The 16,111-nt window shown below is 68.5% G+C and carries 5 protein-coding genes (1 of these 5 running past the window's edge); 3 read left to right on the forward strand and 2 right to left on the reverse strand.

Annotation, left to right across the window (positions count from 1 at the left end):
* The 3 genes from AB0M22_RS27410 to AB0M22_RS27420 all read left to right on the forward strand — a co-directional run.
* Nucleotides 1-10,576 carry the 3' portion of a non-ribosomal peptide synthase/polyketide synthase gene (locus tag AB0M22_RS27410; RefSeq protein WP_364733996.1) on the forward strand. It extends 10,124 nt beyond the left edge of the window, so the window shows 10,576 of its 20,700 coding nt (coding positions 10,125-20,700); the start codon falls outside the window, past its left edge; its stop codon occupies nucleotides 10,574-10,576.
* Between the two features lie 48 nt (nucleotides 10,577-10,624).
* A complete protein-coding gene (locus AB0M22_RS27415) occupies nucleotides 10,625-11,431 on the forward strand; it encodes an alpha/beta hydrolase (RefSeq protein WP_364732600.1) in 807 nt (268 codons plus the stop codon).
* A 77-nt stretch (nucleotides 11,432-11,508) separates the two neighbouring features.
* Nucleotides 11,509-12,675: a SpoIIE family protein phosphatase gene (locus AB0M22_RS27420; protein ID WP_364734000.1), complete on the forward strand. Its 1,167-nt coding sequence runs from the start codon at nucleotides 11,509-11,511 to the stop codon at nucleotides 12,673-12,675.
* A 37-nt stretch (nucleotides 12,676-12,712) separates the two neighbouring features.
* Here AB0M22_RS27420 and AB0M22_RS27425 read toward each other — a convergent pair whose 3' ends face one another.
* Nucleotides 12,713-14,746: a prolyl oligopeptidase family serine peptidase gene (locus AB0M22_RS27425; protein ID WP_364732603.1), complete on the reverse strand. Its 2,034-nt coding sequence runs from the start codon at nucleotides 14,744-14,746 to the stop codon at nucleotides 12,713-12,715.
* A complete protein-coding gene (locus tag AB0M22_RS27430) occupies nucleotides 14,743-16,008 on the reverse strand; it encodes an MFS transporter (RefSeq protein ID WP_364732606.1) in 1,266 nt (421 codons plus the stop codon). Before AB0M22_RS27430 ends, AB0M22_RS27425 begins: the two co-directional genes overlap by 4 nt.
* Between the last annotated feature and the right edge of the window lie 103 nt (nucleotides 16,009-16,111).

The following is a 16,111-nucleotide window of genomic DNA, read 5'->3' on the forward strand; positions in this document are numbered from 1 at the left end:
GCTGGACTCGATGCTGGCACCGGTGCCGGTGGGTGTCGCGGGTGAGTTGTACATCGCCGGAACCCAGTTGGCGCGGGGCTATCAAGGTCAGGCGGCGCTGACCGCGGTACGGTTCGTGGCCGACCCGTTCGACCCGGCGGGTGGTCGCCTGTATCGCACGGGTGACGTGGTGCGCTGGAGTTCGGCGGGAGCGCTGGAGTTCGTCGGCCGCGTCGATGATCAGGTGAAGATCCGTGGCTTCCGAGTCGAGCCGGGCGAGGTCGAATCGATTCTGGCGCAACATCCCTCGGTGTCGCGTGCGTTGGTGGTTGTGCGCGGTACCGATACCGGCAACAAGCAGCTGATCGGGTACGTAGTCGCCGATCGGACCGGATCGGTCGACGGCGCGCAGGTCCGTGACTTCGTCGCCGAGCGGCTGCCCGACTTCATGGTGCCGACGGCGGTGATGGTAATCGACGCGGTGCCGTTGACCGCGAACGGCAAAGTGGACCACAAGGCTCTGCCCGACCCGGAACTGACGTCGTCACGGGCGTACCGGGCACCGGTGTCGACGGAGGAAGGGGTCCTGGTATCGGTATTCGCCGAGGTGCTCGGCCTCGACCGAGTAGGCGTGGACGACAGCTTCTTCGAGCTGGGCGGCGACAGCATCCGTTCGATTCAGGTGGTGTCGCGAGCACGCGAGTTGGGCGTCGAGGTCACGCCACGCGAGGTGTTCGAATACCAGACCGCCGGGGCCTTGGCCGCCATCGCGGCCGGGCGCGAAGTCACCGGCCCGGTATTGGCGGAATTGCCCACCGGCGCGGTGGGGTGGATGCCGTTGCTGCCGGTCGCCCGGTTCGTGCGGAACCTGGGTGGCGGCTTCGACAGTTTCACCCAGTCGATGGTGCTGGATCTGCCGGTAGGCATCGATCGGGCCGGGTTGGTCGCGACATTGTCGGCGGTGATCGATCGCCACGACATGTTGCGCGCACGACTGGTCGATGACAAACGTGGGGCCGGGCTCGACGTGGGGCCGGTGGGTTCGGTGGACGTGGACGGGCTGGTATCCCGCGTATCGGTGGCCGGGGTGGACGACATCTCGGCATTCGTGGTGTCGGAGATGGGAACTGCCGTGGGCCGGTTGGCCCCGGCGGCGGGCGTCATGGCGCAGTTCGTGTGGTTCGACGCGGGCCCCGGTCGGGCGGGGTGGCTGGCGATAGTGGCGCACCACCTGGTGGTCGACGGCGTGTCGTGGCGAATTCTGTTGCCGGACTTGGCGAACGCCTGGCAGGACGTGTCGACCGGGCTGACGCCGGTGCTGGCGCGGTCGGGAAACTCGATGCGGCGGTGGGCGCACGGTTTGGTGGAGCAGGCGAGCCGGCCGGAGCGAGTGGCGGAGTTGTCCTGGTGGCGTTCGGTTCTGGACGGCCCCGATCCGATGCTCGGCCGCAGGCCACTGGATCCGGCCATCGATGTGATGGCCGAAGCCGGTCATGCGCTGGTGCGTATTCCGGTGGCGGCCACCGAGGTGCTGCTGACCACGTTGCCTGCCGCATTCCACGGCGGCGTCGAAGACGGCCTGCTGGCGGCCCTGACGGTCGCCGTGCAGCGCTGGCGTGAGCGCAGGGGTGTCCGCGAGGCCTCGGTGCTGATCCGGTTGGAGGGCCACGGTCGCGAGGAAGACGTCGTTCCCGGCGCGGATCTGTCGACGACCGTCGGCTGGTTCACCAGCATGTTCCCGGTTCGGCTGACCACGCCCACGGCAGCGTGGGACGACCTGTGTGCCGGCGGCCCGGCCGCGGGCGCGTTGGTCAAGTCGGTGAAGGAACAGTTGCGCGCGGTGCCGGACAAGGGCATGGGGTACGGCTTGCTGCGGTACCTGAATCCCGCGACCGAGCAAGTGCTGGAACAGTATTCGGCAGGGCAGATCGGGTTCAACTACCTCGGCCGGTTCACCTCGACGGATCTGCTGCCGCATCGGCTGCGCGGCGCGGGCTGGACCCCGTCGGTCGACGCCGGGCAACTGATCAGCCCGGTCGATCCGGCGTTGGCGGCGATGCCCGCGATGGCGGTGCTGGATGTCAACACGATCGTGCTCGACACCGGCGACGGACCGGTGTTGCAGGCGGTGTTCGCCGCGCCCGCGGAAGTGCTGGCCGAGAACGAGATACAGGAACTGGCTGACCTGTGGCGGGACGCGGTGGCCGGTTTGGCCGGGCATGTGTCAGCGGGCGGCGGTGGCCTGTCGCCCTCCGACGTGCTGTCGAAGGGTTTGCCGCAGAACGAGATCGAGGTGCTGGAAGACCGGTATCCGGGTTTGGTGGACGTGTGGCCGCTGACCTCCATGCAGTCCGGGCTGTTGTTCCATCAGGTATTGGCCGGGTCCGGATTCGATGCGTACCACATGCAGATCGTGTTCGGCCTGGATGGCCAGGTCGATGCTGAACGTATGCGGGCGGCCGGTCAAGGGATATTGGACCGGTACGCGAATCTGCGGGTGGGGTTCGTTTCCGATCGCCGAGGCGACGCGGTTCAGGTTGTGCTGGACCGGGTGGAATTGCCCTGGCGTGTGGAGGATTTGAGTGGACTGGCCGAAAATGCACGGGATGCGGCTTTGCAGCAACTGCTGGCCGAGGATCGGGATGCGCATTTCGATGTGACGGCTCCGCCGTTGTTGCGGTTGATGTTGGTGCGATTGAGTGCGGATCGGTCGGAATTGGTGTTGACCGCGCATCACGTGCTTGTCGACGGGTGGTCATTGCCGCTGCTGGTCGTGGATCTGTTCCGGCTGTATGGCGGGTCCGGTGTGCTGCCGCCGGTTGCCGAATACAAAGAGTTCTTGAAGTGGTTGGGGGAGCAGGACGCCGACGCGGGCGTGCGGGCGTGGCGTCGGGAACTCGACGGTGTCCGCGAGCCCACGCTGCTCGCCGACAGCGTCGGCGGCGCAAGCGAGGGTTCCGGGCTGCCGGAAGTGGACCGGGTCGAGGTGCCGCTGTCCTCGGCGACGGCACTGGAGTTGACCCGGCGGGCCACGGAACTCGGGACGACCCTGAGCACCGTGGTGCAGGGCGCGTGGGGGATTCTCCTGGCCGCGGCAACGGGCAGCCACGATGTGATCGCAGGCGCCACCGTTTCCGGTCGGCCGCCGGCGATCGCCGGGGTGAATTCGATGGTCGGGTTGTTCATCAATACGGTGCCCGTCCGGGTGCGTTTCGACCCCCGCGGCACCCTCGCCGAACTGCTGACGGATTTGCAGGCTCGGCAGACCGCGTTGCTGGACCATCACCATGTCGGTTTGAGCGACATCCATCAGGCCGTCGGGGTGCATGTCCTCTTCGACACCCTGATCGCGTTCGAGTCCTATCCCATCGACCACACCGGAATCGGCGAAGCCACGACTACCGGCGGCCTCGCCATCAGCGCCGCCCGTCCGAACGCGCCTACGCACTATCCGATGACCGTCATCGCGAATACCGCGCCCACCCTGACTCTCCAGCTCGAATATCACCCGGCCTCGTTCGGTCGGCCGGCGGTCGAGTCCATGGCGGACCGGCTGGTGCGGATCCTGCGGCAGGTGGTCGCGGATCCGGGCATCCCGGTGCGGTCGATCGACCTGCTCGGCGCCGACGAACGCGAGTTGGTGTTGCGCCGGTGGAACGACACCGCCGCCTCGGTCGAGCCGGGTCGAACCCTGGTGGGACTGTTCGAAACTCAGGCCGCCCGGACGCCGGATGCGGTCGCCCTGATCGGCACTGGTATCGAGGTGTCGTATGCGGAACTCGAAGCCCGCGCCGATCAGCTTGCGCGAGCGCTGGTTTCGCGGGGTGTGCGGCCGGACAGCATCGTGGCCGTGGCGGTGCCTCGGTCGGTGGAGTTGATCGTGGCCTTGCTCGCGGTGCTGAAAGCGGGTGGTGCGTATCTGCCGATCGATCCGGCCTATCCGTCGGATCGGTTGGCGTTCATCCTCACCGATGCCGCGCCGGTCGTCGTGCTGACCGACCGTGCCACGGCGAGCATCCTGCCCGAAACATCAACGCCACGAATCTATCTCGACACGGCCGACCAACTCGACATGGCGGAACCCGCCGGTCGCATCGCGGCTGGGCCGCAGAACCTGGCGTATCTGATCTACACCTCGGGCTCCACCGGGGTGCCCAAAGGCGTTGCCATCACGCACCGCAACGTGGCCAACCTGGTCATGCAGAAATGGTCGACCGGCCCGAACGAGCGGGTGCTGATGCACACCTCGGTGTCGTTCGACGTCTCGACCTACGAGATCTGGCCGACCCTGTGCGACGGTCACGCACTCGTCCTGACCGACGCGCCGCGTTCGGACCCCGCCGAAATGGTCGAATTGATCGAGGCCAAGGTGGTGACGCGGGTGTTCTCGACGCCGGGCCTGCTGCCGGTGCTGCTCGATCGAGTCGAAGCCATGCCGGGCAATCCGTTCCGGACCGTGGCACAGGTGGTCGCCGGTGGGGCAGAGGTGTCCGCGGCGCTCGCGCGCCGAGTGTGGGCAATCGCGCCCGACATCGAGGTGGTCAACGGTTACGGTCCGACCGAGGAGACGGTGTTCGCCACGGTATGCCTGGCCGACGCCGCGACCATGCGGACCGGGGCGGTGCCGATCGGGCGACCGCTGGCCGGTGTGCGGGCGTACGTCCTGGACGCGTGGCTGACGCCGACGCCGATCGGGACCGCCGGTGAGCTGTACATCGCCGGATCCCAAACGGCGCGAGGGTATTACGGCCGGCCAGGACTCACGGCGACCCGTTTCGTGGCCGATCCGTTCGATCCGGCGGGCGGCGGCCGGCTGTACCGCACCGGCGATGTGGTGCGCTGGAACGGCTCCGGGCAGCTGGAATTCCTGGGCCGGGTCGACGATCAGGTCAAGATCCGTGGCTTCCGGATCGAGCCCGGCGAGGTCGAAAGCGTGCTGGCGCAGCATCCTTCGGTATCGCAGGCGCTCGTGGTAGCGCACGACACCGAGGCAGGCGGCAAACAACTGGTCGGCTACGTGGTCACCGATCGCACCGTCTCGACCGCGCTGGACCCGGGACAGGTACGCCGATTCGTGGCCGAGCTGTTGCCCGACTACATGGTGCCGTCGGCGGTGCTGGTGCTCGACTCGGTGCCGTTGACCGTCGCGGGCAAGGTGGATCGGCAGGCGCTGCCGATGCCGGAGTTCGCCTCGTCCGCGGAGTATCGCGCGCCGCGCGGCGACGACGAACGGGTGCTGGCCGCGTTGTTCGGCGAGGTCCTCGGCCGCGACCGGGTCGGGATAGACGACAACTTCTTCGAGTTGGGCGGCCACTCCCTGTCCGCCACCCGGCTGGCCGGCCGGATCCGCGCGGAGCTCGGGATCGAGGTGCCGATCCGGACGGTCTTCGACGCGCCGACGGTGGCACGGCTGGCGACCCGGCTCGACGCCGACGTGCGGATGCGCCCCACGCTGGTGGCCCACTCGCGCCCGGACGTGGTGCCAGCGTCCTACGCCCAGCGGCGGTTGTGGTTCATCCATCGGCTGGAGGGACCGTCGGCGACCTACAACATTCCGCTGGCGGTGCGGATGCGTGGACTGGACGTTTCGGTGCTGCGTGCCGCGATCCGCGACGTGATCGCCCGGCACGAGAGCCTGCGCACGATCTTCGTCGAGGTGGACGGCACGCCCGCACAGCAGGTGCTCGACGCGGACTCGATCGAGGTGCCGGTGGTCGTCACCGACGCGGACCCCGCCGAGCTGGATGCCGCGGTGCACGCGGCCGTGCGGTTCGGGTTCGACCTGGCCGGCCAGATCCCGATCCGGGTCACGGTGGTGCGTCCCGGCACCGAGGATTGCGTGGTGGTGCTGGTGATCCACCACATCGCCGGCGACGGCTGGTCGATGGCGCCGTTGCTGCGTGACCTGTCGGTGGCGTATGCGGCCCGCGTTCAGGACCGGGCGCCGGAGTGGGAATCGCTGCCGGTGCAGTACGCGGATTACACGCTGTGGCAGCACGAACTGCTTGGTTCAGCCGAGGATCCGGACAGCCTGCTGGCGCAGCAGTTCGAGTACTGGCGCGGCGAGCTGGACGACTTGCCCGAGCAGCTGCGGTTGCCGACCGATCGGCCGCGGCCGCGGGTGGCCAGCTATCGCGGCGACATGGTGATGTTCGACATCGATCCCGGGCTGCGGGCCGGGGTGGAGCGGCTGGCGGCGCGCGAGGGCGCGACCGTGTCGATGGTGCTGCAATCGGCGCTGGCCATGCTGTTGTTCAAACTCGGTGCCGGAGAGGACATTCCGCTCGGCTCGCCGATCGCCGGCCGCACCGACGAGGCGCTGGCGGAACTGGTCGGGTTCTTCGTCAACACCTGGGTGTTGCGGACCAGGATCTCGCCGTCGGCCTCGTGCGCCGAGGTGCTCGGGCAGGTCAGGACGAAGGCGTTGGCCGCCTACGAGAACCAGGACGCGCCGTTCGAGCTGCTCGTGGAGCTGCTCAATCCGGTCCGCTCGGCTGCCCGGCACGCGCTGTTCCAGGTGACGTTGGCCTTCCAGAACAACAACCTGGCCAGCCTGGAGCTGCCGGGCGTCCGGTTCGAGCCCTACGCCGCGTCCATCGGCGCCTCCCGGTTCGACCTGTTCTTCAATATCGGGGACGCGCCCGCGGGCTATCCGTGGAGCGGGCTCATCGAGTACGCGACCGAGCTGTTCGATCGCGGCACGGTCGAGACGCTGGCCGCGCGGTTCGTCCGGATGCTGACGGCGATGGTGGCGGATCCGGGTGCACCGGTGGGGGCCGTCGATGTACTCGACACCGCCGAGCGCGACGTGGTGTTGCGGCGGTGGAACCAAACCGCGGTCGCGATCGAACCGGATCTCACCGTGGTGGGGTTGTTCGAGGCGCAGGTCGCATGGACGCCCGACGCGGTCGCCGCGATCCACTCGAACACCGAGGTGTCCTATCGCGAGTTGGATGCTCGTGCCGATCGGCTTGCGCGAGTGCTGGTTTCGCGTGGTGTGCGGCCGGACAGCATCGTGGCCGTGGCGGTGCCTCGGTCGGTGGAGTTGATCGTGGCGTTGCTCGCGGTGTTGAAGGCCGGTGGTGCGTATCTGCCGATAGATCCGGCGTATCCGTCGGATCGGTTGGCGTTCATCCTGACCGACGCGGCACCGGTCGTGGTCGTAGTCGATCCGGCCATCGCCGAGGCGTTGCCGGAAACGTCCGCGCCGCGACTGTTGCTGGACGAGGCCGGCGTCGTGGATGCGGGGCATCCGGCTGTCCGGGTTCCGGCGCGGGCACAGAATCTGGCCTACGTGATCTACACGTCCGGTTCGACCGGTGTCCCGAAAGGCGTTGGGGTTACGCACCGGAACGTCGTGAATCACGTGTCCCAGGGGTGGTTGCCCGGTTCCGCCGAGCGGGTGCTGGTGCACTCGTCGATGGCGTTCGATGCCTCGACCTACGAGATGTGGGCGGCGTTGTGTGCCGGCGGCGGTTTGGTGTTGGCGGGTGAGTTGCGTTCGGACCCAACGGAAATGCTGGACCTGATTGCCACTCGCTCGGTTACCCGTCTGTTCGTGACACCGGCGCTGTTGTCGGTGCTGTTGGATCACGCGGAAACGCTGCCCGGCAATGCTTTCCAGGGACTGACGCAGGTGATCGCCGGTGGTGCTGAACTCGCCTCGACATTGGTGCGCCGGGTACAGGCGGTCGCTGCGGATGTTCAGGTGCTCAATGGCTACGGTCCGACGGAGACCACGGTATTCGCGACGACCTTCGCCGCCGACCCGGCAGTCGAGGGGTCGGTGCCGATCGGGCGGCCGCTGGTCAATATGCGTGCCTACGTGCTGGATGCGTGGTTGATGCCGGTGCCGACCGGGGTCGCCGGTGAGCTGTATGTCGCCGGCGAGCAGTTGGCCCGCGGATACCAGGGTAGGACCGGGCTGACCGCCACCCGCTTCGTCGCGGACCCGTTCGATCCGGCCGGTGGTCGCCTGTATCGCACGGGTGACGTGGTGCGCTGGAATTCGGCGGGAGCGCTGGAGTTCGTCGGCCGCGTCGATGATCAGGTCAAGATCCGCGGCTTCCGAGTCGAGCCCGGCGAAGTCGAATCGATTCTGGCCCAACATCCCTCGGTGTCGCGTGCGGTGGTTGTCGTGCGCGACAGCGACATCGGCGGCAAGCAGCTGGTCGGATACGTGGTCCCCGACCGGTCCGGGCCCGCGGTCGGCGAAGACGAGCTGGTCGGGCAGTGGCGTCGGGTATACGACGACTTGTACTCCGCCGAAGACCCCGACGGCCCGGCGGACGATGCGACCGGCGGCATTCGGTTCGGCGCGGATTTCGGCGGCTGGAACAGCAGCTACACCGGGGCCGCGATTCCGCTGGACCAGATGCGGGAATGGCGGTCGGCCACCGTCGAACGGATTCGCGGGCTGGCGCCGCGGCGGGTGCTGGAGATCGGCGTCGGGTCGGGCCTGCTGCTGTCGCAACTGGCCCCCGACTGCGACGAATACTGGGCCACGGACTTCTCCGCCGCGACGATCACCACGCTGCGCCAACGGCTGGGCGAGCTGAACGAGGACTGGGTCGACCGGGTCGTGATGAGCGTGCGCGGCGCCGACGACACCGCCGGACTGCCGGAGAACTACTTCGACACCGTCGTGCTGAACTCGGTGATCCAGTACTTCCCGAGCGAACAGTATCTGCGTCGAGTCCTCGAACAGGTACTGACGCTGCTGGCACCCGGCGGTGCGGTATTCGTCGGCGACATCCGCAATCTGGCGCTGCTGGAGGAGTTCACCACGGCGGTCCAGATCAGCCGCAACGGCGGCGACGATGCCGCGGTCGTGGCCGATCGGGTGCGCCGCGACATCGCCGCCGAACAGGAATTGCTGTTGTCGCCCGAGTACTTCCTGTCGCTGAATCGGCTGCTCGGCTTCGGGGCCGTGGATGTCGGGCTCAAACGCGGATTCGCGGTGAACGAGTTGACCAGGTACCGCTACGACGTGGTCCTGCACACCGCCCCGGTGGCGGCCCTCTTGGTGGCCGACGCGGCGAAGGTCGAGTTCCGCGATCATGTCTGGTTGCGTGCGCTGCTGCGCACCAACCATCCCGGCGGAATCCGGATAACCGGGATCCCGCATGCCGGACTGACCGGCCAGCTCGAAGCCGCGAACCGGATCCGGTCCGGCGACCCGGTGCCCGCCACCGGACACATCGTCCCGCTGGCAGTGGGATTCGAAGGAATCGTGGCCGACAGCACCGCGCGGATCGATGTGGGTGTCGTGCCCGAGGATCTGCACGCGATCGGGCAGCAACTCGGATACGTCACCGCGGTCACCTGGTCCGCGCAACCCGGGCACATGGACGCGGTCTTCGTCGACGCCGCGACGGCGCAGGGCCGCGCACTGGCCGACGCGTATATCGCGCCCGGCCCGGTGGCAGATCCGAGCGTCTACGCCAACCATCCGCAGGCCGGTATGCTCGCGGCCGAGGTGCGGCGCTGGGCGGCCGAGCGGTTGCCCGAATTCATGGTGCCCGCGACCGTGCTGGTGATCGACAGTGTGCCGCTGACCGCCAACGGAAAGCTCGATCGCGCCGCATTGCCCGACCCGGAACTTTTGTCCGCCAAGGACTATCGGGAACCGCGCACCGACCGGGAGCGGACCCTGGCGGAGCTGTTCGCGGAAATCCTCGGCCTCCCGCGTGTGGGGATCGACGACGACTTCTTCGAGTTGGGCGGGCATTCCCTGCTGGCTACTCGCCTCACCAGCCGGATCCGGGCGGTGGTCGGCGTCGATGTTCCGGTCCGGCTGATCTTCGACGCTCCGACCGTCGCCCTGTTGACGCCGCGGCTCGACGAAGGGGCCGCCGGGGGAACGGATTTCGATCCGGTGCTGATCCTGAAGGGCTCGGGCACGCAGAAGCCGCTGTGGTGTCTGCATCCCGGTGGCGGTCTCGGCTGGTTCTACCAGCAACTCGGCCGGCACCTGCCCGATCGGGCGGTCTACGCCATCCAATCCCGTGGGCTGGACGGTGGTCCGACGGCGGGGTCGATGGCGGAGATGGTGGCCGACTACATCGACCGGATGCAGACCTTGCAGAGCGAAGGTCCCTACCACCTGCTGGGCTGGTCGTACGGCGGGGTCGTCGCGCAGGCCATGGCGGCCGAATTGTCCCGGCGGGGAATGGAAGTGGGCTTCGTCGGCGTGCTGGACAGCCAGCCGCCGCGCGGATCGGCCGCGGATTTCGACGTGACCGACGAGGAGGCCATGGCCGGCGTGCGGGCTTGGGCGGAGGAGCGATTCGACGGACAGCTCGACGCGCCGGTGATTCAGGAACTGGTGGAGCGGTTGACCACAGTTCTGATCAACAACTGCAAACTGTGGGACGGCTATTCCTCGCCGTTCTACGCCGGTGATCTGACCGTCTTCGGCGCGACTTTGGACCAGGCCGGAAATCGCACGATCGATGTCAAGAATGAACTCGAACAAGCGTGGCGCGGGTATATCGGTGGCCGCATCGACGTGATCGAGGTGGACTGCGCGCACGGTGACTTCGATCGCCCCGAAATGATGAGTCTGGTCGGCCGGATGCTGAACGACATCCTCTGATCTGCGGCCACGTCCGGCGTTCGGCCCACGGGGTGGCAGGATGGGTAGGTGGATGCGCGCAGCAAGAACAACGTGGTGGTAACCGGTCGCGACGACGGTCCCACGGTGGTGCTCGCGCACGGATTCGGCTGCGACCAGAATCTGTGGCGGCTGGTCGCGCCCGCGTTGGCCGAGCAATTCCGGGTGGTGCTGTTCGATCACGTCGGGGCGGGCAAATCCGATTTGCACGCCTGGTCGGCCGAGCGGTACAGCACGCTGGACGGATATGCCGCCGACATCGTCGAGCTGTGTGCCGAGCTCGAGCTGCGGGACGTCGTGCTGGTCGGGCACTCGGTCTCGGCGATGATGGCCGTCCTGGCCGCGGTGCGCGACCCAGACCGGTTCGCGAAGCTGGTGCTGCTGACCCCTTCGCCGCGCTATATCGACGATGGTGACTATCGGGGTGGGTTCAGTCGCTCGGATATCGAGGAACTCCTCGAATCACTCGACAGCAATTACCTGGGATGGTCGGCGGCGATGGCGCCGGTGATCATGGGCAATCCCGAACGCCCCGAATTGGGGGCCGAGCTGACCGAGAGTTTCTGCCGCACGGACCCGGCGATCGCCCGCGTCTTCGCGCAGACCACCTTCCTGTCCGACAACCGCGCCGATCTGCCGAAGGTCACCACGCCGACCCTGATCATCCAGAGCCGCGAGGACGCGATCGCCCCGCCCGCGGTCGGCCGGTTCGTGCACGATCAGATCCCGGGCAGCACCCTGGTCACGCTGGATTCGACCGGACATTGCCCGCAGCTCAGTGATCCCGAGGCCACCATTCGAGCGATAGCGGAGTTCGCGGCGGCGAGCGCGCCGTGATCCGGCACGCCGACGACGACCGCACCGGCGGCGGTCCCGGCGAGGCCGACCAACCCGATGATTCGGCGTTCTCCGCGCTGCTGGAAGACAGCGCCGAGGATCTCTACGAGCACGCGCCGTGCGGCTACCTCTCCACGCTGATGGACGGCACGATCGCCAAAATCAATGGCACACTGCTGGATTGGCTCGGCTACGACCGCGACGAGCTGGTCGGCCGGCGCCGGTTCACCGACCTGCTGTCCATCGGCGGCCGGATCTACCACGAGACGCACATCGCGCCGTCCCTGCGCATGCACGGCGAAATCGGCGGCCTGGCCCTGGAACTGAAGACCGCCAACGGAACTCGACTACCGGTGCTGGTGACCTCGGTGGTCAAATGCGGCCCCGACGGCACCGCCCAGCTGATCCGCACCACCATTTTCGACGCCCGCGACCGCCGCGCCTACGAGCTGGAACTATTGCGCGCCCGCCAAGACGCCGACCGGGAACGCGACCGTGTACAGAAGCTCGCCACCACGCTGCGGCGCACCTTGCTCCCGCCCACGCTGCCGGAAATTCCCGGAATCGCCCTCGCCGCTTACTATCACACCGCCTCGGTCGACGAGGTCGGCGGCGACTTCTACGACATCTTCCCGCTGAAGGGTGACACCTGGGGGTTCTTCATCGGTGACGTAGCGGGCAAGGGCGCCCCCGCCGCCGCGGTCACCTCGCTGGCCCGCTACACCCTGCGCGCCGCGGCCGCCTCCGACCCGGAACCCGTTGCCGCACTGGGCATCTTGAACACCGTGCTCAACCACGAATACCACGGCATCGATCCCCGCTTCTGCACCGTGATCTACGGCCAGTTGATCCCGGATGCCAAGGGCTGCACCGTAACCCTTGCCAGCGGCGGACACCCGCCCGCGGTACTGCTCGATGCGGCCGGTGGCGCGCGTTTCCTCGACACCCCCGGCGGACAACTGGTCGGTGCACTACCCAACGCGCATTTCGCCACCGTCGAATTCCGCCTCGACCCCGGCGACACCCTGCTCCTCTACACCGACGGCCTCACCGAAGCCCGCACATCGGGCTCGATCCGGCACAGCGAAGACGAGCTACTGACCTTCCTCGGTCCGCTCGCCCCGACCACCGCACCCGCGGTGATCGGAGCGGTGACGAACCTGCTGGCCGGCTTCGGCGAAGGTGTCGACGACGACACCGCGCTACTCGCGCTGAGCATCCCGTCGGCTGACCAACCCGCCTGATCGGCGAATCGCACACCGGCACAAGACATCTGCGGGATCAGTCGTCGAGCCGCAGTCCGGTATGCCGGGCGACGAACGCGAGCAGGCAGATGAGCCCGTTGTCCGAGGCGGGACCGCCGCCGGCATGTCCTTTGCCGACGATCACATCCAGCAGCACCGGCCCGCCGCCGTCGTGCTGGAGCGCGGCCACCATCTTGCACGAGTGCACCGCGGGCACCCTGGTATCGCTGTCGCCGGTGGTGAACAGCGCGGGCGGCCATCGGTGCGACGGCTCGCCGGTCCGGGCCGTGACGTTGTAATACGGCGAATACCGCAGCAGGACAGCAAGTGCCGCCGGATCGTCGACGGAGCCGTATTCCTCGCGCCACGCGCGCCCGAGCCCCCATCGTTCGTAGCGCACCATGTCCAGCGGAGCGCCCGCGCTCACGACCGCGGCGTAGTCGCCCGGCCGCTGCACCATCGCGCCGACGGCCATCAGTCCGCCGTTGCTGCCGCCGAGCAGCGCCAGTTCACCGCGCCGGGTCCAGCCGGTCTCCACCAGCCAATCGCCGGCGGCATGGAGGTCGGTGAACGCGTTGGGCTTGTGCACGCCCGCACCGTCGAGATGCCAGCGGCGGCCGCGTTCGCCGCCGCCGCGCACCCCCGCGATGGCCATCACGCCGCCGGCCAGCACCCAGGTCAGTCCGTCCGGCTGATAACCGGGCCGGAAGGTGATGCCGAAGCCGCCGTAGCAGCTGAGGATGGTCGGCCGGGGCACGTGCGACCCGGCCGGGGCGAGCACCGTCACCGGCACCTCGGTGTCGTCGGCGGAGCGGTAAGTCGTTCTGGTGACGGTGATTCCGGGCAGCAGGCGCGCGGAGGGCTCCTCCGAGGTGACCCGGCCCGACCGCAGATCGAGTCGCCACACTCCCAGCGGCCGGATCCAGTCGGTGTAGCTGAGCACCAGCACGCCCGGCTCGTCGGTGGACTTGATCGCCGCGACCGTTCCGGCGCCGGGCAATTCGGCGTCGAGCAGCCAGGTGCCGTCCGCCGCGTCGTGCACCGACAACTCCGCGTAGCCGTCCCGGGTGCGCAGAATCAGCAGCCGATCGGCGCCGTCCGTCGGGGCCAGCGCGAACGCGGCGAGCACCGCGGGCTCGTCGGCCTGGACCAGCACCCGCCACGGACCCCAGCCGCCCGACGGCTCCGGTTCGGCGACGAGCAACTGGCCGAACTCGCACGCGGCGGTCGAGATCGCGAGAATGCGCCCCGCACTGTCGAGTACGACACCGGCCGAGGAGAGCCCGCCGAGTTCGAGCGGCCGGGGCGAACCGCCCTCGGTCACATCGGCGATCGACACGCGAGTGGTCCGGCTGGTGCCGGAGCGGCCGGTCAGGATGAGCCATCGGTCGTGCCAGAAGGTGAGGTGGTAGCGGCCCACCGGGTTGTCGTCGCCCACGAGTAGTTCGTCGTCGGCGATCGCGGTGCCGACACGATGTCGGTAAACGCCGCTGCCGCAACGATTGTCATGGCGGCGCACATAGAAGTAGCCGCTGCCGTCGGCCAGCCACTCCACCGGCGAGTACCGGGTCAATGTGCACGTCTGTGCCACTTCGCCGGATGCGGCATCGATCAGCGCGAGCGGCGTCGAATCCTCGGATCCGCCCACGCTCGCCTGCACGGCCACGAATCGGCCGTCGGGGGAGGGCGTCCAGCGCCGCAGGATCGCTCCGGCGCCGAGGGTGGACGCATCGAGCAGCGTCCGCCAGTCGGCGGTCGGCGCATCGGCGACCTGTAACTGCCACGGTCCGCCCACGTGTGCGCGGCCGACCCGGAAGCGGCGAGCGCCTGCGGATTTCACCGGAGAGGCGGTCGGTCCCTGAACGATGATGTCGCGCAGCACTTCTCGCAACCGATCCTGGCCGGGCAGTGCGGTGAGATAGTCCTCGGTCAGCTGCCGCTGAGACGCCACCCAGGCGAGGTTGCCCGGATCGTCCGCGTCCTCGAGCGGCCGGTACGGATCCGGAATCCGCTTGCCGTGCAGGACATCCCACACATCCGACATCGGGGCGTCGGGGTATTCGGCATTCATCGTGCCACCTTCACAATCGATTCGTTGGTGTCGCGGCGAGCCGCCGGGGTGCGCCCGATGATCAGCAGGAAGATCACGGAGGCAAGCAGATCCGCGGCGACGAACGCCCAGATCCCGGTGCGGGCGCCACAGCGTTCGCCCAGCACGCCGCCGAGTACCGCGCCGAGCAGATTCGCCGCGGTGGTGCCGGTGGCCAGCAGCGCGCCGACCCGGGCGAAGTACCCGTCGCCGACCTCGCCCATGACCGTCACCAGCGCGATGTTGAGCACCGCGCCGAAGAACATCGGCACCGCCGCGCCGAGGCAGGCGGCGAGCAACACCGCCGCCGTCGGCCCGGTCGCCATCGGCAACGCGGCCGTGCCGATCGCGCCGCCGAGCACCGTGACCGCCAGCACGCGCCGCGCGGGTATGCCCTTGGCGTGAATGCGCGGGGCCAGCAGCGCGCCCGCGGCGGAGAACAGCGTGGCGACCACGGCCGGAATCCCGTAGACCGCAACGGGCAACGCGACGTCGTCGAGCAGGAACACCGCCCGCAGCGCGGCGATACCGCCCGAGGCTGCTCCGCCCGCCAATAGATAAACCGCCAATGCCGCGAGCAGCGTGTGACCGCGCAAAGCCCTGACGCCGTCGAGGAATTCGCGGGCGAAGCCGTGCCGCTGTTCGGTCGTCCGCTGGTCGGGTGCGGCGATCCGAGTGAGGCAATAGGCGCTGAACAGATAGGTGACCGCGTCGCAGGCGAACATGGCCGCCGCGCCGACCGAGGCCACCAGCGGGCCCGCGATCGATGCGCCGACCGACCGCGACACCATGGTCGTGGACTGCAATCCCGCCCGCGCCCGCCCGAGATCGGTGACCCCGAGCGTGGTCAGATGGCCGAAATACAGGCCCTCGATCACCACCCGGGCGACACCGAGGACGAAGGACAGCGCGGCCAGGCCGGCGATGGTCAGCACACCCGCGCTCGTTCCCGCCGCACAGCCGAGCACCGCGGCCGCGGCGACCAGGTCGGCGGCGAGCAGCAGCCGCCGCGGCTTTCGCACGCGATCCAATAGCACCCCGGCCGCCGGGCCGAGCACCAGCGGCGGGATCATCGCGCTGGTCACGATGAGCGAGACCTCGTGCGGCCCAGCCCCCAATCCGACCACCGCGACCACGGAGACCGCGGTGCCGGTGAGGGTGCTGCCGAACGTCGAGGCCGCCTGCGCGACCCGGTAGGTCCGCAGATCGGCCTCGGGCGAGGCCGCGGTAGCTGCTGTTGTCATCGATTCACCCGAAATACGCGTCGTCGCAGTAGGCGACGCTCAACACGCTGATCGGCGCGTCGTCGAACAGATCGTCGTCGGTGTTCATGGCCGCGAGCGTCAC

The sequence above is a fragment of the Nocardia sp. NPDC051756 genome (assembly GCF_040681495.1).
In the GTDB taxonomy this organism is placed as follows: domain Bacteria; phylum Actinomycetota; class Actinomycetes; order Mycobacteriales; family Mycobacteriaceae; genus Nocardia.